Genomic DNA, 18,821 nt, shown 5'->3' on the forward strand with positions numbered 1-18,821 from the left:
TTTGTGCCATCACGTGATCGAGTGGCATTTGAGGCGGGGTGTAAGTTGAAGGCCGAAGACGACTCGAGAGGCTTGCCAGGTTGACTGGGCATTGACCCGGGGTGGACCGCCCGCCTGGCCTTGTCGGCTGGAGTTGGTAGTTCGAATCTCATTACCCGACCATTTATTGAAGCCCGCAAGGTGAAAGCCTCGCGGGCTTTTTCGTTTATGCGTCCAATCCGCATGAGGTGCGTCTATGCCCGCCCGACCGATGAAGCCCTGCAAGCACCGGGGATGCGGTGCGCTTGTTGCGGATGGTAAGTCGCACTGCGATCAGCACGCGCACGAGGCCGTCAAGTGGAAGCCAGATACCGTTCGCGGTAATCGGCATGCTAGGGGATACGGAAGTGCGTGGGAAAAGATCAGATTGCGCATCTTGCGTCGCGACTGCGGTCTTTGTCAGCCGTGCTTGCAAGTTGGGCGAGTGACGACGGCGACTGCGGTTGACCACGTAGTTTCGAAAGCGCGAGGCGGAACTGACCGCGACGAGAACCTGCAAGCAATCTGTCGCGACTGTCATGCGACGAAGACGGCGCGCGAGCGGCTGCAGTGACGCGGGCGCGGTCCAGCCCTGTCGTCGACCGCCCGGCGGCCGGGGCAGGTGGGGAGGGGGGGTAAAAAAGCCGCAGAGATGTCGCCTTCGGGACCGCCTGCCTCGTCAAATTTTCACACCCGCGAAAAATGAAATTTAAAGGTTGAGCGAAATATGCCCGGAGTCGCGGGCCGCTCCGGACGTCGACCGAAGCCCGTCGCAAGAAAGGAGGCCGCCGGGAATCCGGGTAAGCGGCAGTTAAATACCCAGGAACCCGATTTCGGTTTGGTCACGAATATCGAACCGCCGGAATGGCTGGATCCTCAGGCGGTGGAAATGTGGGAGCGCGTAGCGCCCCTGCTGTGCAAGCAGAAAATCCTTCAGTTCACGGATCTGCATAACGTCGAGATCTTCTGCGCTGCATATGGCAACTGGCGGCGTGCGCAAGAGCAGCTTGCGCGCGAAGGCCCGGTGGTAATGGGGGCGCAGGGTGGTCCGGTGAAAAACCCGGCCGCTACCGTCGTGAAGGAGGCCGCCGGTCAAATGGCAACGTTTGGAGCCATGCTCGGGCTCGATCCGTCGAGCCGTCAGCGGCTAATTGGTCCGAAAAAGAAGAACGCCGGCAATCCATTTGCCGATTTGCTGGGTTGAAAGATGGCACGAGAGTCTTTTCCGCTGGTCGCGCGAGCGAACCAGTTCGCGCGCGACGTTGTGCGCGGGAAGGTTCTGGCATGTCGGTGGGTGAAGCTGGCGTGCCAGCGCCATCTAGACGACGTTGTTGCGAGCAGGTCAGCTTCGTTCAAGTACAAGTTCGACCCCGCAAAAGCTGAAAAGAAGCTGCGGCTGATTGAGCTTTTGCCGCATACGAAAGGTGAATGGGCGTACAAGCGCCAGCTCGTCACGCTGGAGCCGTGGCAACTCTTCGGACTGGCGTGCACGTTTGGTTGGGTCAAGAAGAAGACGGGGTTTCGACGCTTCCGGGAGTCGTATTGGGAGGTGCCGCGAAAGAATGGGAAGGCGCTGGCTATTGACACTCCGGTAGCTACTCCGAACGGTTGGAAGAGGCACGGTGATCTGCGCGCAGGTGACATTGTGTTTGCTGCGGACGGGTCTCCCCAGCGAGTGCTTGCTGTCACGGAGCACTACGCAGGCCCCTGCATTGAGCTCCGACTGTCAGATGGCGAGACTATAGTTGCTCATGAGCGGCACGAGTGGGTAACACAGCGAACCTGGTACACGAAGCGCCCGAAAGGCAGCCGCGCGCCGCTTCCGACGGTGGAGACGCGCGAGATTGCTGAAACACTTCGTGGAGGCGCGCGCGGTGACTTCGTGCATCGGATTGCGCTCGCAGGTGCTCTTCAACTGGCAGAAGCGAAACTGCCGGTGCCGCCGTATGTGCTCGGCGCGTGGCTGGGAGATGGGCATTCGAGATCTGCGACCATCACTTCAGCGGATCCAGGAATCCCGGAGGAAATACGTCGTTCTGGTGTGCCGTGTATTGAGGTGGGGCGCTATCGCAATGAAACGAAGCTGTATCGGTTAAGCGACGGTGACCGCTCGCAAAAGGCTCGAAACAAATGCGTCGCAGCGCGTCTGCGCCAACTGGGGTTGCTTTGGCCCAATCGCAAGCATATCCCGGCTCAGTATCTCCGCGCATCCTTTGACCAGCGGCTCGAGTTGCTGCGAGGGTTAATCGATACTGACGGGTATGTATCGGTACAAGGGCAGGTGGTGTTCGGCACGATTTCCGCGCGCCTGGCGGACAACGTCATGGAGTTGCTTCGCTCGCTTGGGATGAAGCCGTCGATGCGGATGGATCGCGCGAGCTTGAATGGCAAGGATTGCGGCGCGAACTACGAGATTCAATTCTGGCCCCCCGATGGGCTTAGCGTTGCGCATCTCGAGCGAAAACGATCTCGCCAGCTTGCGCCGCATGGCAAGAAGCGGCGTAGCGCGTCTCGCACGGTTGTTTCGGCGACGCCGGTCGGTGATCGAGTCGTAAATTGCATTCAAGTCGAGACGGGCGTGTATCTGGCCGGCCGGGGGATGGTTCTGACGCACAACAGCGTGATTGCTGCTGGCGTCGGGATCGCCATGTTTACTGCCGACGATGAATTCGGTGCTGAGGTGTACTGTGGCGCGACGACCGAGCGGCAAGCTTGGGAAGTTTTCCGTCCCGCACGTCTTATGGTTAAGCGGTCGCCGATGCTCGTCGAACACCTTGGCATCGAGGTCAATGCGCAGGCACTAAACCGCCCCGAGGACGGTAGTCGTTTTGAGCCGATCATCGGCAATCCGGGCGATGGCGCCTCGCCATCGTGCGCGATCGAAGATGAGTATCACGAGCACGATACGAATGCTCAGTACGAGACGATGATCACGGGTATGGGCGCGCGCAGGCAGCCGCTAATGTTCATCATCACGACGTCGGGCGCGAATATCGAAGGCCCGTGCTACGACAAGCGCCGACAGGTGATCGAAATGCTCGAAGGGACGGTTCCGGACGACGAGCTTTTCGGGTGGATCTGGACGATTGACGAAGGGGACGATTGGACCGATCCGCGAGTGCTGGCAAAGGCCAATCCGAATATCGGAGTTTCTGTCTACCAGGAGTATCTGGAGAGCCAGCAGCAGCGCGCGATCAAGTCGGCGCGTTTCACAAACACGTTCAAGACGAAGCATCTGAACGTCTGGACGTCGGCGAAGACGGGCTATTTCAACCTCGAAGACTGGAAAGCCTGCGAAGACCGCACGCTGACCCTTGAACAGTTCGAGGGGCAAGATTGCGTGCTTGCGCTCGACATGGCGCGCAAGCTTGACTTGAACAGCATGGCTCGCCTTCTCTGGCGCGATATCGACGGGCGGCGGCACTACTTTTGCGTGGCGCCGCGATTCTGGGTGCCCGAGGACACCGTGCGAAACACCGAAAACCGTCGTATGGCAGAGCGGTATCAAGCGTGGGTCAATCAAGGCTTTCTGCTCGAAACGGATGGCGCGGAGATCGACTATCGCGACATTCTGGAAGAAGCGAAGGACGCGAGTCGGGTGTGCCCGGTGCAATGCACGCCGCTCGACCCGCATGGCGCAACGAACCTATCTCACCAGCTCGAGGACGAAGGGCTGACGCCCGTCACGATCGTGCAGAACTACACGAACATGTCGGACCCGATGAAGGAGCTGGAGGCGGCGATTACGTCCGGCCGGTTCCATCACGACGGCAACCCGATCATGACCTGGTGCGTCAGCAACGTTATCGGCAAGAACCTGCCGGGAAATGACGACGTCGTGCGCCCAATCAAGCAGGGCAACGACAACAAAATCGACGGCGCGGTTGCGCTGATCATGGCGATAGGTCGGGCCATGCTGGCCGATCGAGTCAATTCTGAGTCGATCTACGATCAAGGAGTAGGCGTTTGAATTCAATTGGTATTGCGGCCTGGGTGGCCGGCCTGCTCGGGTTCGCGCTGCTGGTGACGGGCGTGGCGCTGATCAGTCTGCCGATCGGGCTGATTGTCGCGGGTGTCCTGCTTCTGTTGTGGGCGCTCTTGGCGGATATGGCGGCGGCTCGTGTACAGCGAGTCGGGCAACCGAAGGAGTAGCCCGATGTTCTTCAGTAGGCAATTGCTGTCCCATGGCAGTCAGACGCAGATGACCGGAGGAGGATGGCTGTCGGCACTGTTAGGTAGCGCGCGGTCGGATGCCGGCCAGGTGGTTACGCCGGCGAGCGCGTTGTCGCTGACGGTCCTGCAAAACTGCGTCACGCTGCTTTCGGAGAGCATCGCGCAGTTGCCGATCGAACTGTATGAACGTTCGGGCGACGACAGGAAGCCGGCAGTCGACCATCCGCTGTATTCGATCCTGAAATATGAGCCGAACCCCTGGCAGACCCCGTTTGAGTACCAAGAGCAATCGCAGGTCGCGGCAGGTTTGCGCGGCAATAGCTACAGCTTCATTGATCGCGATCAGGACGGAGTTATCCAAGGGCTGTATCCGCTCGACAATGAGGCGGTGACGGTCATGAAGGGCTCGGACCTGATGCCCGTTTATCAAGTCTACGGTTCCGAACCGATGCCGAAGCGGTTGGTACATCACGTTCGCTGGATGTCGATCAACGGTTACACCGGATTGTCACCGGTTCTGCTGCATGCAAACGCAATCGGGCATGCGCAAGCGATCCAACAGTACGCTGGAAAGTCGTTCATGAATGGCACCGCGCTATCGGGCGTTATCGAGAGGCCGAAAGAAAGTCCGGCGCTGAAGGATCAGGCCAGCGTGGACCGAATCACGGACGGCTGGAACGCGAAATTTGGCGGGTCCGGAAACGCGAAGAAAGTCGCTCTGTTGCAAGAAGGCATGACCTTCAAGCCGTTGTCGATGACGAACGTTGACGCAGCGCTGATCGACGCACTGCGCCTGTCGGCGCTCGACATCGCGCGGATCTACAAGATCCCGGCTCACATGGTGAACGAGCTCGAGGGGGCCACATTCAGCAATATCGAGCATCAGTCGCTCCAGTTCGTCATCTACACGCTGTTGCCGTGGGTCAAGCGGCATGAGCAGGCGAAGACGCGCGACCTCTTGCTGCCTTCGGAGCGCAAGCAGTATTTCATCGAATACAACCTCGCGGGGCTGCTGCGCGGCGATCAGTCGTCGCGGTACGCCGCATATGCGGTCGGGCGCCAGTGGGGCTGGCTGTCGATCAACGACATTCGGCGGCTTGAGAACATGCCGCCGGTCAACGGCGGCGACATCTACCTGAGTCCGATGAACATGGTCGATGCGTCAAAGCCGCAGCAATTCCCCGCTGGCAAGACCGAGCCGACAAAAGCGCAGATCGACGAAATTGGGAGGATCCTATCTTGAAGCCGCACCTCAGACTTGCAAGTCTGATTTTCAATCAGCCGCAGCTCGTCACGGACCCGATGATGTCTCTCGCGGTTCAGTGGGCGAACCACGCGCTCAACCTCAACATCGTCAACCTGACCGTTAACGGCGTGCAGCCGAAAATCATGGAGGATGACGACTACGACAGCGGTGCACAGATGGCGGCGGCATCCGAGCGTCGGCGAGCGTTGGTTGCCGATACCGGCATGGACATCATTCCTGTGTCCGGGATCCTTGTGTCGCGTTCGGCGCACATGAATCCGTGCGAGCCGATGACCAGCTACGAGGGCTTGCGTTCCTCCGTGAATCAAGCGGTTGCTGATCCGGCTGTCGAGCACATCGTGCTCGATATCGACAGCAATGGCGGCAGCGCGACCGGTGCGTTCGAACTGGCTGACGACATTCGCGCCGCATCGCTGGTCAAGCCGATCACGGCCATCGTCAACTTTTCGGCCTTCTCGGGCGGCTATCTCATCGCGGCCGCGGCTTCGAAGGTGATCGTCAGCCGCACGTCGGGCGTCGGGTCCATTGGCGTGATCGCCAACCATCTCGACGTTTCGCAGCGTGACGAGCAGCAGGGGATCAAGGTGACGTCGGTGTTTGCCGGTGACCACAAGAACGACCTCACGCCGCATGAGCCGCTGAGCGACCAGTCGCTATCGTTCCTTACCAGCATGGTGCAAAACAGCTACAAGCAGTTTGTCGATGCGATCGCGAACTTCCGTGGCTTGAGCACTCAGGCGGTGAAGGACACACAGGCGGGCATCTTCTTCGGGCAGCAAGGCGTCGACGCCGGGCTGGCGGACAGCATCGAGACGCCTCAGGCAGCGATCAACCGAATTGCTGCGGAAGTGCGCGCATCGCGAGCCGAGCGTCAGAGCGGGAGCTCCCGACGTAGTGTGTCGGCCCGTGCGGCGGCAATGAATATGCAATCCATGATGTAACAGTCGCAAACAATCGGAATTCCACGATCAACGTCAGAGCGCGTTCGCGTCTCAGTTGAGCACTGCCACCTTCGGGTGGCATTTTTTTTAGGAGAAGGGTAAGTGAACATCAATGAACTCCGCCGCGAACGCGCTGCCATCAACCAGCATGTTCAGGCGCTGGCCCAGATCGAGTTGGGCGGCACCGCATTGTCGGTCGAACAACAGGCCGAATTCGACCAGCTCAGTTCGAAGTTCAACGATATGACTGCGCAAATCGAGCGCGCGGAAGCCGCGGAGCGCATGGCCGCCGCCGCCGCAGTGCCGGTCGATCCGACGCCGGCAGCAGTCACTGCGCCGGCTTCGGCGTCCGTGCCCGCGCAGCCGAAAGCCCCGGAAATCAAGGGCGCGAAGATGGCCCGCATGGTTCGCGCGCTCGCTGCAGCGCGTGGCGACGCGCAGCTCGCGTCGAAGATTGCAATCGAGCGCGGCTTCGGCGAGGACGTCGCCATGTCGCTAAACACCCTTTCGCCGGGCGCGGGTGGTGTCCTGGTGCCCGAGAACCTGTCGAGCGAGGTGATCGAACTGCTGCGCCCGAAGTCCGTTGTCCGGAAGCTCGGCGCTCGTACGCTGCCGCTCTCGAACGGAAACATCACCATCCCGCGCCTCAAGGGCGGCGCGATCGTCGGTTACATCGGCGCCGACACCGACATCCCGACGACTCAACAACAGTTCGACGATCTGAAGCTCACGGCGAAGAAGATGGCCGCGCTGGTGCCGATCGCAAACGATCTGATCAAGTACGCCGGCGTGAATCCGAACGTCGATCAGATCGTGGTCGGCGACCTGACATCCGCGATCGGCGCGCGCGAAGACAAGGCCTTCATTCGCGACGATGGCACGGCGAACACCCCGAGGGGGCTGCGCTTCTGGGCTCTCGCCAGCAACGTCATCACCGCGAGTGACGGCTCGACGCTGCAAAAGATCGAGACGGATCTCGGCAAGGCCATTCTCGCGCTCGAAAACGCCGACGCGAATCTGACGCAACCCGGCTGGATCATGGCTCCCCGCACGTTCCGATTCCTCGAAGGTATGCGCGACGGGAACGGCAACAAGGTCTATCCGGAGCTCGCCAACGGGATGCTCAAGGGCTACCCGGTCGGCAAGACGACGCAGGTGCCGATCAATCTCGGTGAAGCTGGCAAGGAGTCGGAAATCTACTTCACCGACTTCGGCGACGTGTTCATCGGCGAAGAAGAAACGCTGGAAATCGACTACAGCAAGGAGGCGACCTACAAGGACGCAGACGGCAACATGATCAGCGCGTTCCAGCGGGACCAGACGCTGATCCGTGTGATCGCGAAGAACGACTTCGGCCCGCGTCACGTCGAGTCGATTTCAGTGCTGGCCGGCGTGACCTGGGGCGCGTAAGCGAAGTCGCAATCGTGCGGCTTGATCCGTCGTGATCGGGCTGCCGTTCGGAGAAAAATATGAAGGTGATCAAGTTCAAGCGGCATTACGCCCAGTACACGCCCGGCGATATCGCGGGGTTCGAGGACGCGTACGCAGACCGGCTCGTCGATGCTGAAATCGCGGAGGCATCCGCGCCGGAATCGAAGGAGGCGAAAGCCTCGCAGAAGGCCGACACGGGCAAGCCCGCGGCAAAGGGGTAATCCCAGATGGCTGCTGTTCTCGTCGAATACCTGGACGACACGGAGCCGCTTACCTTCGAGGACGTTGCGATTCAGTGTCGAATCGATGACGGCGATGAACGGGATTTCATTGAGCGCACGGTGATTCCCGGTGCGCGCCAGGCGGCCGAACGGAAGTCGGGGGCCGCAATTCGAAAAGCTCGCTACTTCGAGCGGCTGGCGGGCTTCCCGGTCGGTGACTTTCCGCTGTCGGTCGGTCAAGTGCTGCGCGTCGACAGCATCGAAATGCGCGACGGCACCGGCACGGCGTCCACACTCGACCCGAAAGGGTATGAGCTTGTCCAGCTCGGGCGCGAAACGTTGTGCGCGCTGCTTGGTGCTACTCACTGGCCGAACGCGCGAGCAGTGACGATCACGTATCAGGCTGGTGTCGACATCGAAAAGCATCCGTCGGTGCGGTCGTGGATGCTGCTTGCGGCTGCATGGGCCTACGACCACCGCGAGCTGTTCTCAGAGGGGCAAGCAATCGCACAGTTGCCAGATGGCTATGCGGACCTCCTGCTCGATTCGATCACCGTTCCGCCGAGGTTCTGATGAAAGCCGGAAAACTGAAAGAGCGAGTCGTCATTGAGCGACCGAGCGGGGAAGAAAACGAGAACGGCGAACCGTTGCCCGGCGCGTGGGTCGTGCATTCGAAGCCGTGGGCCGACGTGCTGTTCGTGAACGGAAAGGAACACGTCATCTCCGGCGCGATTCGTGGCTCGACCGTCGCCAGCATGCGCATTCGCTATCGAGCAGGGATCGACGAGCAGATGCGGGTGCGTTACGACGGCAGGCTGTACGACATCACGGCGGTGCTGCCCGCTCGGACTCGTGGTTATCTGGACCTGTCGGTCAAAGTGGGAGAGAAGTATGTCTAGTGTCCAGATTCTCGGACTGGCTGACCTGCAGGCCGACTTCACGAAGCTGGCGAAGTCTCAGTCGACGAAGGCGCTCCGACGCGCAACTTTGGCCGGTGCCAAGGTCATTCGTGACGAGGCCCGAGCGCGCGCACCGAAGAAAACGGGGAAGCTCAAGCGGAACATCGTTTCGGCATCCCTGCGACAGAAGGAGTCGCCCGGTGCGGCGACTGCCGGCGTTCGCGTTCGAGCGAAGGGGAAGGAGGATTCGGCGACCAATGCGTTTTACTGGCGATTCGTCGAACTTGGTACGCAGAACATGAAGGCCGAGCCGTTCATGCGGCCGGCGTTCGACGCGTCGATCGCTCAGGCCGAGGGTGCGATTCGAACGGAGATCGCGCGTGCAATCGATATGGTTATCGGAGGTGGGGCTTGAGCGCGCTCGTCATTCGCGACGCGATTGGAACTGTAGGCGGCGCAAAGGGCTACGTCGGCGTCGCCGGTTCGAAGGCGACGTCGCCGTATTTCGTTGTGTCTCGCGTGAGCGGCGAGCGTGATATCGCACTCGGCGGGGCGACCGGTGGAAAGTCGGGAATGTTTCAGATCGACGTGTACGCGAGCACCTACACGGAGGCTGATGCGCTGGCCGATCAGGTCATCGACCGGGCGTCGTCGAGCGGGAAGTTCGCCGTTGGCGGCGTCAGTGAGTTGCCCGATGATTTTTCGAGCGATACCGGGGATTTTCGGGTGAGCCTGGAAATATCCGTGCAGTTCTGATCGATTCATTTGCTGTTTGGCCCGCCAAGTGCGGGCCTTTTTCATTTAGAGGGGTTATGGCCGAGAAAAGCAAGCGCATCAAGGCGCAAGGAACGAAGGTGGAGGTATCGAAGACCGTGTCGACGAACCTCGACGACAAGACGCTCGTTTTCGTCGATCTCAACACGACGAGCAAGACGATTCAGTGGCAGGGCGGACAGTCGTCGGAAATTGATTCGACCACGCTCGCCAGCGAGGAAAAGGAATACGAGCTGGGCTTGCCCGATCCGGGCGAGTTCTCGGTCGACGGGAACTACTCGTCCGACGACGAAGGCCAGCTGATTCTGCGGGCTGCTCGCGGGACCGGTGAAAAGCACGTTTTCCGCGTGACGTTCCGGAACGGCTCGCAATTCCAGTTTGTCGGCATGGTGCGTCAGTACACGTGGTCGGCAGGCGTCGATGGAATCGTGACGTCGACGTACAGCGTACGTGTCAGCGGTTCGCCGAAGGAAGTTCCGCCGTCGGCAGGTTGATCGACGTCGCGGACCATCAAGGAATAGAAGATGACGAACAAGGTAAAAGCTGGCGCGATCCGCGCCGCGATTCTCAACCCGCTGGCCGGCTGGAAACACGAATTTGTGCCGATGCCGGAGTGGGACGGCGTCACTGTCGCCGTGCGCGAGCCTCTGCTCGAGGACCGTGCGTTTTGGCTCGAACCGCTTCGCGCGTCGGCGGGTGTCGAGCAGGACGACGACCAGGACACGGCGCGCGCGAAGTATGCGCGCGTCAGCGCCGAAGATTACAAGGCGTCATACGCGCGTCTGTTCGTGCGCGTCCTTTTCATCGAGACGCCGGAAGGCTGGCGCCGCGAATTCGAGGACGACGATGCCAAGGATGTCGCTGAAGCGTACGGTGCCGCACACGATCGTATCGTCTCCAAGGCGATCGTGCTCGGCGACCTCAACGTCGACCCGGACGAAGCGGGAAAAAAGCCTTCCGCCGAAACCCCGACCTCCGACTTGAACTGACTTTGGCGCTGCGCCTTGGCAAGACGCTTGCCGAGCTGCGCGCGTCGATGTCAGCGGCCGAGTTTGTGCTGTGGCAGGCATTGGACGCCGAATCGCCGATCAGCGATGACCGGTACGACTTGCATGCCGCGATGGTCGCGTCGGCAGTGTTCCAGGCTCAGGGCGCAAAGGTGAAGGTGTCCGACATGTTGCCGAACTGGGGTGGTAGCGAATCGGATGAAGTTCAAGAGGTTGCTGATGATGCGTTCTACGCAGCCCTCATGAGCATGGCAAAGTAGGCGGAAAAATATGGCAACAAGTCTGCGCGAACTGATTGTTAGCGTGACCGCCAACACGACGGAATATGACCGTCGGATGCGCGGATTGGCATCGTCAGCCGGCGGATATTTCAACGCAGTCCGGGATGGGGGCCGGGCTGCCGACGCGGCATTCGCTTCGAACGCGGCAAGCGTACAGGTGACGGTGCGCGCGATCGAGGCCGCGCGAGGGTCGATTCGCGGGTATGCCGAGGCAGCCGCTGCGGCATTCGGCGTGCACCAGCTCGTCGAATATGCCGACGAATGGACGAACCTGAGCAACCGGCTCAAGATCGTCACGCGAGACCAGATCGACTTTGCGATCGCGCAAAACGATGTGGTTCAAATCGCGCGTACGGCACGCCAACCGCTCGATGCAACCGCTGAGCTGTATCAGCGCATCGCGAACAACACGGGTCATCTTGGCCTATCGATCAAGCAGGTTGGGCCGCTGGTCGAGACGATCAGCAAGGCGGTCGCGCTGTCCGGTGTTTCCGCCGATACGGCGCGGATGGGTATCGTGCAGCTTGGCCAGGCTTTCGCGTCTGGTCAGTTGCGCGGCCAGGATCTGCACAGTGTGCTTGAAGAACTGCCCGGCGTCGCCGAGGCAATCGCGCGCGGGATGGGGCGAAGCTCGTCCGAGCTGAAGGGGCTGGCGGAGGCTGGCAAGCTGACCGTCGAAAACCTCATCGATGCGTTGAAGAACGCCGAGGCGAGCACGGACGCGTTGTTCTCCAAGATGCAGGTGACGGTCGATCAGTCGATGACGCGTCTGCATACGGAGATCCTGAAATACATCGGTGAAGCGGACCAGGCCACGGGCGCGAGCGCGAAGCTGTCGCAAGGCATCATCTATGTTGCTGAGCACATCGACCAGATCGTGAAGATCAGTGCGTCGCTTGCCGCGGGCCGGCTCGCGGTGTATTTCGTGCAGACTGCAGTAGCCGCGGGAAAGTCGGCGATTGCGTGGAATGCCGAGCGCCAAGCGCTACTCGCGAAAGCGCAGGCAGAGAATGCGGCTGCACTGGTGACTATCAGCCGGGCGCAGGGCGACCGTGACGCGGCTGCCGCGAAACTACAGAACGCTCAGGCGGCCGAAGTTGCGGCACAGGCTGAATTGGCTGGCATGCGCGCTATGCGCGAAAGTCTCGCGATGCAGTCGGCGCTGACGGCCGGCTCGATCCAGTACACGCAGGCGAAGCTCGCCGAGGCACGTGCGATTGAGGCGAGCGCGGTGGCGCAGGTCGCGACCGCGCGGTCGAATCTGGCGAACAGCCAGGAGATTGGCACGCGGATCGCCGGCACGCCGTACGCAGCGGTGATCGCGCGCGAGACTGCGGCGGCGCAGGGCGAGCTCGAGCGGGCCGAGGCATCCCTCGCACTGGCGCAGCAGCGCCGCGTGGCGCTGGAAGCTGCGGCGGCCAAGGGTACGGTCGACCAGACGCGCTACGCGGCGGCGCTGGCCGAAACCGAGAAGGGGCTCGCGGTCGCCGAGCGCGAGGTTGCGGCTGCAACGCAGGCACGCGAGCGGGCCGAGCGCGGCGCGACAGCGGCGACGGCAGGCCTGGCCGCGGCAACCGAGCGTGCGGCGGTGGCACAGACTACTGCCGCACGTGCGGGCTCGCTGATGCGCACAGTCGGTACCGGTCTGCTGTCGGTTATGGGCGGCCTGCCGGGCATTATCGCGACGGTTGGCACGGTAGCGCTCGGCGCCGCGGTCAACTGGCTGGTATTCCGTGATCACGCCAGCAGCGCGACGTCGAGCCTGGTCGACATGCAGGCGTCGCTCGACCAGATTATCGAGAAATACCGGCAATTGTCGCCGTTGCTGCAGGAGGTCGAGCGCAATCGTGCGAAGCAGGCACAGGCATCGGCCCGAAGTGACGTCGCCGACGCATACAACAGCCTCGCGGTGCGCGCATCGCAAAGCGTCATCGTGCCGGGGTTCGGTGACGGCGTGCCGATCGTCACAGACGAAGATCAGGCGGCGCTCGACCGGTTCCTCGAGGGGCTCAAGCGGCTCAAGTCGGAGAATCTTGGCGTCGACGAGAAGTCGCGCGAGCTTTCGCGGCTTGTCGGCGTGTTCGTCGACGCAACGAAGGGTGGTGACGATCTGCGTGCTGAGCTGGTGCAGGCCGCGTCAGCGATCGACACGGCTGGCGCCGCGGCTGACAAGGGCGCGCGCACCCTGGCCGCAATGGATGCCGCTGCGCGAGGTGCTGCCGACGGCGTGCGCTTGCTCACAGAGCAAAACAATTTCTTTGCCGGCGGTATGGCGGCCGAGGCGTGGAACAAGTACGTCGAGAAGCTGAAGGAAGCGTCCGACGTGATCGGCATGACTGCGCGGCAGCGCGCCGAGTATGAGGCGAAGTCGAAGGGCGCCAACACGGCGGAGGCACGGCAGGCCGGCTTGATTGCGGGCCGGGCCGACGCGTACAAGTCGCTCGAAAAGGCGATTCAGGACAAGGATGCCAAGGCCGAGGCGGGCGCACGTCGGAATATCGACAACCTGACGCGCGAACTTGCGCTGATGAACCAGCAGATGGTCGTTGCGGCGGCGCTTGCTGAATTTCAGGCGGATCTCGTCAGCAAGAAATTCGAGAAATTCGGGTTCAACGCTGATGCGGCGCGCGCGGCGGCTGCGGCGCGCGGTAAGCAGGCTTTCGACGATACGGTTTCGGAGTCGGCCGCGCAGGTCGCGCGCATCACCGTCAATGCGCCGGCGTTGGGACACAAGGCGCGCTCGGGTGGCGCTCGAGGCGAGTCGGAAAGCCAGCGTTTGCTCGACAACATCGCGCAGCGGATCGCGCAATTGCGTGTCGAGGCGGTCGCGACCGACAAGCTCACGCAGTCCGAGAAGGATCGCATTGGCTTCGACCAGAAACTGACCGACCTAGCCGGCAAGCGCGCGAAGCTGTCCGACGGGGACAAGAGCCTGATCCGCGATCAGGCGTCGATTCGTGCGGCATACGACCGCGCCGTGCAGCTTGAGAAGGAGGTGCGGTATCACGACGCGATCAACAAGCTAAAGGAGCGGAGCTCGCAGATCGATGCCGAGCTGGCCGACTACGCGTCGGAGCGTCAGCGCGAGGTCGAACGCGAGCTCGCGTCGATGTCGATGGGCGACAACGCGCGCGAGCTGAATCAGGCGATGAGCCGCGTGGGCGATGAGTTTCGACGTCGACGCGACGATTTCACGAAGGGCGCGCGCAAGGACGGCACGCTCGGCTCGCCGGAATATCTGGCCGAAATCGAGCGCATCAACCGGGCCGAGGCCGAGCAGATCGAGCGCGAACGCGGTTATCTCGATCAGCGGCTCACTATGCAGCGTGATTGGCGCGTCGGCGCGAGCCGCGCGGTCGCGCTGTATCAGGAGTCCGCGGAGAACGCCGCAGGCAGGGCGGAAGAAGCATTCACCAGTTCGTTTCGCAACCTCGAGGATGCGGTCGCATCGTTCGCGGCAACCGGCAAGCTGGATTTCCGCGGGCTCGTGGACAGCATGATTGCAGATCTGGCGCGGTTCGCTGCGCGGGCTGCGATGGCGCCGGTGTTTAGCGCCCTTGGTTCTGTCCTGGGGCTGGGCGCGTCGGCGGCTGGTGGCTTCAGTTCGTCGTCGCTGTTGGGCGGTATCGGTGGCGGCCTGACGGATGCAATTGCGGGTAGCGGTGGGAATGCTTACGGATTCCACCTCGCCACGGGCGGGCGTGTTACCGGGCCCGGCACGTCGACGAGTGACAGCATCCCCGCGTGGCTTTCGAACGAGGAATTCGTGGTGAGGGCCGCGGCGGTGCGTAAGCCGGGCGTGCTTCGTCTGCTCGAGGCGATCAACAGCGGGCAGGATCTCGGTTTCGCGAAATTTGCGAACGGCGGGCTCGTTGGCGGCGGCTCGGCTGGGGGTCGTGCGCTCAGCGCGCCGGGCGGAGGGGTCGAGCTGAATATCCCGGTGACGATCGAGGGTGGCACCGGCGACGCGTCGCAGATGATGGCGAGCGCCGAGTTCGTGAAGAAACTCACACAGATGGTGCGGGGGCTCATCGCCACTGAGAGCCGCCAAGGTGGAGCGCTCTGGAAACTGAAAAACGGGATGGGGTGATGACCGACACATTTAATTGGTCGCCGACCGTGCAAGGTTTCGGCGGCGACACGACGCTGCATGTGCGAAAAGCCGAGTTCGGCGATGGGTACACGCAGCGTGCGGCCGACGGCCTCAACAATCGGTCGTCGACATACAACCTGCGGTTCGTCGGCAGTGCGGCCAAGATCACGGCGATATTGGCGTTCCTCGACGCACATGCCGGCGCGATCTCGTTTTTGTGGGCGCCGCCACTTCGCGAGCAGGGGCGGTTCGTGTGCGAGAAGTATTCGGAGCCGGTAAAGGACGGCAAGTCGTACACGATCACCGCACAGTTTGAACAGACATTCGCACCGTAGGAATGGGCATGGCAAATCTTCAAAAAGCAAACCTTGGCACGCCCCCAGCTGGTGTCGGTGGCGATGATCAGCGCGCTGCAAACACGAAGTTCAACGCGAACGTCGATGTGCTGAATGCACAGGCCGCAATTGTCTCAGCCGTGCCGATCACGTCAAATCAAGCCCTTGGCGATGCGCATATTGGCAAGCGGGTGAGCATCAACATTGCGGCAGGCGGCACGGTCAAGCTGGGAAGGGCAGCTCAGTATGCGGCCGACTCGGTCGTGTGGCTGGTCAACATTGGCGCGAAGCGTGTGCTTCTTGCGCCGGGCGACGGATCCGGCGATACGGTTGGGTTGTCGGGGCTGAATCCCGGCGAGGCGGCGGTGTTTGATACCGATGGCGTGAAAACGTGGCGGGTGCTCATGCGAGGCCGCGCGAGTGGCGACGATGAGTCGATCAATGGTGCTCTGAGCGTCGGCGGAACGCTATCCGTCGGCGGCGGTGTTGCTGGCGACTTGCCCGCGACCGGGAAGGTCGGCGGCATGGCCGGCGCCAATCTGCTCGTGAACGGTTCTGGCGAGCTCGGGAATATCGGCTGGAACGGCAGCAACTTCACGGCCGATCGGGATTCGAGTGGCGGGAACGGTTCGTTCTTCAGGAACGCGGTCGTCCTCAACGGTTCGCCGTTGTACAACTACAGCGATTACCTTCCTGCTACACCCGGGCTCAAGGTCGCGATTCAGGGGATCGTAGGATCGGCCGGCATGACGGCAGGTGGCGCGGCGATCGGCGTTGAGTTTGTCGACGCGTCGAATGTGCTGTTGAGCGTGATTTCCCCGGCTGTTGTGCCCTTCGGCAATGCACCGACATTTCGGACGGCGACCGGCACTGCGCCGACGGGAACAGTCAAGATGCGGTTTCGCATCGGCGTCACTGCGTCGCCAGCCGGGCCGGTTGGTGCGGCGTCGTACGCCAATCTGAAATACGAACTCGGCACGTCGATCTCGGCGTATTCGCAGGAGGCGACTCTCGCATATTTGGCTGGGGCGCCGGCCTTGGCTGGTAGACCGACGTTTGCCGGCAAGGTGCCGTGGGATAGCGGAAATCTCGATCCGTCGAACTACATCGCACGTAGAGCCAGCAATGATATTGCCGGCACCTACTTTGCGAGTGGAACTATGCCGACCATTGCTGGCATCGATGCGGCTAGACAAGACGCATGCCTGACGATAGCGAACAACAGAAATTCATCTGCGTCCGCTGTAGTCCAGTTTCATCGCGAGGGCAATTTCGCTGCGTACTTCGGTTTGGACACCGACAACTACTGGAAAGTAGGTGGTCGCTCGATGGGGGCAAACGCATATCGTATTGTTCACGAGGGTATCGATGGCGCCACGCTGGGTGGATGGCTCCAGCTCAACGGCGCTAAGGTAGTGTACCTACCGAATTATGGCTACTTGTCGCAAGGCGGGGCCGGAGTGAGTACCGGCGCGGGCGGCAACGTCGGCGTCGCGCTTCACTGCCCTAATGGACGAATCGTGGCGGCCGAGTTTGATGCGGTGTCGGATGCTCGCCTCAAGACGGACATCGCCGAGATCGACCCCAATCGTGCGATCGATTTCGTGCGGAATGTCGACCCGGTGTCCTTCCGTTGGGTTGGCGAGGAAGGTGGGCCGGACGCAGTGCAGAACTTCGGTTTTTTGGCGCAAGCGGTGGGAAAGGCCGGCTTTCCCGAACTACTTCGTTTGGCAAGCGACCAGCGTGTTCACGAGACCGTCGATGATGATGGGTGGACGAGTCCTGAGGGCGTTCGATTTTCACTCAACTACGACCAGGTGATTCCCATCCATTCGTCCGTTCTGCGCAGTTTGCTCAGGAGAATGGCTGAGGTGGAAGCCAGCGTCGCAGAGCTTCGGAGCCGAGCATGACAATAACGGCAGATATTCAGAGTCTCGAGCCCGGCCGGCGTATTGAGTTATTCGAAGTCGACTGTGCGGCGATCGGTGGCGACGTGATGAGGTTCCACGGACACCTGCAGTCGACGTCGATCTTCTGGCAAGGGAAGGAGTACAAACCGTGGCCGATTCAGACGGGCGGGTTCGCGCGCACGTCAGATGCGCGGCAACCGTCGCCGACGCTGACGGTCGGCGACGTCAACGGCACGATCACGGCGCTGTGCATCGCGCTGGGCGATCTGGTCGGGGCGAGAGTCTATCGGCGCCGAACGCTTGCGAAGTACCTCGACGCGATCAACTTCCCGGTCGACCAGATAGCGGTGAACCAACAGTTCGGGATCGGTGACGGTGCGACGCGCGCGTTTCAGCTCGCCGGTCCGGGCGGCCTGTCTGTCGTTCGCGACGTGAACGTGACGGCGATCCGGCGCAGCGACTGGCAGGGGAACAGGCTTCTGTACTCGACGGCGCGTACGAACACCATTCGCTTCTCGGATGATTTCGCGCAGCCCGCATGGTCGAAGCTGGGTTCGGGAACCGGCTCCGCTCCTGTCGTGACGCCGAATGCTGGGCCGGCGCCGGATGGTGTGGGGCGTGCGTGTCGGGTCGTTTTCGATCGTGGGGCGGGTACGAGCGACAACGATCGCAGCGAACTGTCGCAAGGACAATCGACGATCACGGGGCAGACCTTTGCGCAGGGAGTGTGGCTGCGATCGTTCGATGACGTCTCCACGTATCAACTGCAACTGAGCTTTCACAACGCCTATCCGATCATCGCAAACGTCACGCCGACGTGGACGTACTTCGAGCACGCGGCACCGGCCATGGATACCGTGCGAGGTTTTCGCCTCGACCTGCGCGCGAACAAGGGATCGGCGCGTGCAGATGTGCTCGTATGGGGTGCAATGCAGGTGCAGGGTGCAGAAACGGGGACGTATATCCCGACCGGCGCGTCTCCCGCGTCGATGACGGATTACACGATCAACGAATCCGGCATTGTGCAGTTGGCGGCTGCTCCGGTGAAAGCGGCCGTGCTGATGTGGTCGGGAACTGGTGTGGCGGGGAACAACCCGACGGCCGATCCGAATGAGCAGTGGCCCGTCGAGCAATGGAGGATCGAGCAGAAAAGCGACGAGCAGCCAGGCGTACAGGTCGAATTTACGCTGTCGTCGCCGCTTGATTTTGGCAGTCAACAGGTGCCCGCACGACAGATCGTTGGCATGTGCCAATGGCGCTATCGCGGGCCGGAATGCGGATATACAGCGATGGTGTTTTTCGACAAGAACGACAAACCCGTGAGCGATCCGGCGCTCGATCGGTGTAGCCAGAAAATCAGCGGGTGCGAATGCCGGTATGGCATGAACAATCCACTGCCCCACGGCGGTTTCTTGTGCGACACGCTCGCCTAGACCGTCGGACAACCTCACTTCACGGACCCGCCAATCGG

General features: G+C 61.7%; 18 protein-coding genes and 2 pseudogenes. All 20 read left to right on the top strand.

The features are described 5' to 3' along the window. Positions 1–235 precede the first annotated feature (235 nt). Positions 236–592 (top strand): HNH endonuclease, encoded by a 357-nt coding sequence (locus tag DIE11_RS17770; RefSeq protein ID WP_124626010.1) that lies wholly within the window; start codon positions 236–238, stop codon positions 590–592. 153 nt (positions 593–745) lie between these two features. Beyond that, positions 746–1,222 (top strand): phage terminase small subunit P27 family, encoded by a 477-nt coding sequence (locus tag DIE11_RS17775; protein ID WP_124626012.1) that lies wholly within the window; start codon positions 746–748, stop codon positions 1,220–1,222. Between the two features lie 3 nt (positions 1,223–1,225). Beyond that, positions 1,226–3,988 (top strand): terminase TerL endonuclease subunit, encoded by a 2,763-nt coding sequence (locus tag DIE11_RS36375; protein WP_185633781.1) that lies wholly within the window; start codon positions 1,226–1,228, stop codon positions 3,986–3,988. Next, positions 3,985–4,170 (top strand): hypothetical protein, encoded by a 186-nt coding sequence (locus DIE11_RS17790; protein WP_124626014.1) that lies wholly within the window; start codon positions 3,985–3,987, stop codon positions 4,168–4,170. Before DIE11_RS36375 ends, DIE11_RS17790 begins: the two co-directional genes overlap by 4 nt. Positions 4,171–4,174: 4 nt before the next feature. Continuing rightward, positions 4,175–5,434 carry a phage portal protein gene (locus DIE11_RS17795; protein ID WP_124626016.1) on the top strand — a complete coding sequence of 420 codons (1,260 nt, stop codon included), beginning with the start codon at positions 4,175–4,177 and terminating at the stop codon, positions 5,432–5,434. Next, positions 5,431–6,399 carry a S49 family peptidase gene (locus tag DIE11_RS17800; RefSeq protein ID WP_124626018.1) on the top strand — a complete coding sequence of 323 codons (969 nt, stop codon included), beginning with the start codon at positions 5,431–5,433 and terminating at the stop codon, positions 6,397–6,399. The genes DIE11_RS17795 and DIE11_RS17800 overlap by 4 nt, the downstream gene beginning before the upstream one ends. A 102-nt stretch (positions 6,400–6,501) precedes the next feature. Then, on the top strand, positions 6,502–7,809 hold the full coding sequence (locus DIE11_RS17805) for a phage major capsid protein (RefSeq protein WP_124626020.1): 1,308 nt from the start codon (positions 6,502–6,504) through the stop codon (positions 7,807–7,809). Between the two features lie 59 nt (positions 7,810–7,868). Continuing rightward, a complete protein-coding gene (locus tag DIE11_RS17810; protein WP_124626022.1) occupies positions 7,869–8,051 on the top strand; it encodes a hypothetical protein in 183 nt (60 codons plus the stop codon). A gap of 6 nt (positions 8,052–8,057) precedes the next feature. Beyond that, complete coding sequence (locus DIE11_RS17815; RefSeq protein ID WP_124626024.1) at positions 8,058–8,624, top strand: hypothetical protein; 567 nt, start codon at positions 8,058–8,060, stop codon at positions 8,622–8,624. Beyond that, a complete protein-coding gene (locus DIE11_RS17820; protein ID WP_124626026.1) occupies positions 8,624–8,950 on the top strand; it encodes a phage head closure protein in 327 nt (108 codons plus the stop codon). Before DIE11_RS17815 ends, DIE11_RS17820 begins: the two co-directional genes overlap by 1 nt. Further along, positions 8,943–9,365: an HK97-gp10 family putative phage morphogenesis protein gene (locus DIE11_RS17825; RefSeq protein ID WP_124626027.1), complete on the top strand. Its 423-nt coding sequence runs from the start codon at positions 8,943–8,945 to the stop codon at positions 9,363–9,365. Before DIE11_RS17820 ends, DIE11_RS17825 begins: the two co-directional genes overlap by 8 nt. Next, a complete protein-coding gene (locus DIE11_RS17830) occupies positions 9,362–9,706 on the top strand; it encodes a DUF3168 domain-containing protein (protein WP_124626030.1) in 345 nt (114 codons plus the stop codon). The genes DIE11_RS17825 and DIE11_RS17830 overlap by 4 nt, the downstream gene beginning before the upstream one ends. Positions 9,707–9,762: 56 nt before the next feature. Continuing rightward, complete coding sequence (locus tag DIE11_RS17835) at positions 9,763–10,218, top strand: phage tail tube protein (protein ID WP_124626032.1); 456 nt, start codon at positions 9,763–9,765, stop codon at positions 10,216–10,218. Between the two features lie 30 nt (positions 10,219–10,248). Continuing rightward, positions 10,249–10,713 carry a phage tail assembly chaperone gene (locus tag DIE11_RS17840; RefSeq protein ID WP_059683618.1) on the top strand — a complete coding sequence of 155 codons (465 nt, stop codon included), beginning with the start codon at positions 10,249–10,251 and terminating at the stop codon, positions 10,711–10,713. Next, positions 10,710–10,991: a DUF4035 domain-containing protein gene (locus tag DIE11_RS17845; protein ID WP_124626033.1), complete on the top strand. Its 282-nt coding sequence runs from the start codon at positions 10,710–10,712 to the stop codon at positions 10,989–10,991. The genes DIE11_RS17840 and DIE11_RS17845 overlap by 4 nt, the downstream gene beginning before the upstream one ends. A 10-nt stretch (positions 10,992–11,001) precedes the next feature. Next, positions 11,002–15,102, top strand: coding sequence for a phage tail tape measure protein (locus DIE11_RS17850; RefSeq protein WP_124626035.1), 4,101 nt, complete (start codon positions 11,002–11,004; stop codon positions 15,100–15,102). After that, positions 15,102–15,440: a phage tail protein gene (locus tag DIE11_RS17855; protein ID WP_124626037.1), complete on the top strand. Its 339-nt coding sequence runs from the start codon at positions 15,102–15,104 to the stop codon at positions 15,438–15,440. The genes DIE11_RS17850 and DIE11_RS17855 overlap by 1 nt, the downstream gene beginning before the upstream one ends. Before the next feature lie 8 nt (positions 15,441–15,448). Next, positions 15,449–17,350: a tail fiber domain-containing protein gene (locus tag DIE11_RS17860; protein ID WP_185633782.1), complete on the top strand. Its 1,902-nt coding sequence runs from the start codon at positions 15,449–15,451 to the stop codon at positions 17,348–17,350. Beyond that, positions 17,347–17,682: pseudogene (locus DIE11_RS17865) on the top strand (phage minor tail protein L); the annotation flags it as partial. The gene DIE11_RS17860 and the pseudogene DIE11_RS17865, both read left to right, overlap by 4 nt. A 759-nt stretch (positions 17,683–18,441) precedes the next feature. Next, a pseudogene (locus tag DIE11_RS17870) lies at positions 18,442–18,783 on the top strand (phage minor tail protein L); the annotation flags it as partial. Positions 18,784–18,821 lie beyond the last annotated feature (38 nt).

Origin of the sequence: Burkholderia sp. Bp9012 (assembly GCF_003853825.1) — a bacterium.
GTDB lineage: Bacteria > Pseudomonadota > Gammaproteobacteria > Burkholderiales > Burkholderiaceae > Burkholderia > Burkholderia diffusa.

What these genes read in the sequence shown, in the direction of transcription:
- DIE11_RS17770 (WP_124626010.1), top strand. Translation starts at nt 236, where the DNA reads ATGCCCGCCCGACCGATGAAGCCCTGCAAGCACCGGGGATGCGGTGCG.
- DIE11_RS17775 (WP_124626012.1), top strand. Translation starts at nt 746, where the DNA reads ATGCCCGGAGTCGCGGGCCGCTCCGGACGTCGACCGAAGCCCGTCGCA.
- DIE11_RS36375 (WP_185633781.1), top strand. Translation starts at nt 1,226, where the DNA reads ATGGCACGAGAGTCTTTTCCGCTGGTCGCGCGAGCGAACCAGTTCGCG.
- DIE11_RS17795 (WP_124626016.1), top strand. Translation starts at nt 4,175, where the DNA reads ATGTTCTTCAGTAGGCAATTGCTGTCCCATGGCAGTCAGACGCAGATG.
- DIE11_RS17810 (WP_124626022.1), top strand. Translation starts at nt 7,869, where the DNA reads ATGAAGGTGATCAAGTTCAAGCGGCATTACGCCCAGTACACGCCCGGC.
- DIE11_RS17815 (WP_124626024.1), top strand. Translation starts at nt 8,058, where the DNA reads ATGGCTGCTGTTCTCGTCGAATACCTGGACGACACGGAGCCGCTTACC.
- DIE11_RS17820 (WP_124626026.1), top strand. Translation starts at nt 8,624, where the DNA reads ATGAAAGCCGGAAAACTGAAAGAGCGAGTCGTCATTGAGCGACCGAGC.
- DIE11_RS17825 (WP_124626027.1), top strand. Translation starts at nt 8,943, where the DNA reads ATGTCTAGTGTCCAGATTCTCGGACTGGCTGACCTGCAGGCCGACTTC.
- DIE11_RS17835 (WP_124626032.1), top strand. Translation starts at nt 9,763, where the DNA reads ATGGCCGAGAAAAGCAAGCGCATCAAGGCGCAAGGAACGAAGGTGGAG.
- DIE11_RS17840 (WP_059683618.1), top strand. Translation starts at nt 10,249, where the DNA reads ATGACGAACAAGGTAAAAGCTGGCGCGATCCGCGCCGCGATTCTCAAC.
- DIE11_RS17850 (WP_124626035.1), top strand. Translation starts at nt 11,002, where the DNA reads ATGGCAACAAGTCTGCGCGAACTGATTGTTAGCGTGACCGCCAACACG.
- DIE11_RS17855 (WP_124626037.1), top strand. Translation starts at nt 15,102, where the DNA reads ATGACCGACACATTTAATTGGTCGCCGACCGTGCAAGGTTTCGGCGGC.
- DIE11_RS17860 (WP_185633782.1), top strand. Translation starts at nt 15,449, where the DNA reads ATGGCAAATCTTCAAAAAGCAAACCTTGGCACGCCCCCAGCTGGTGTC.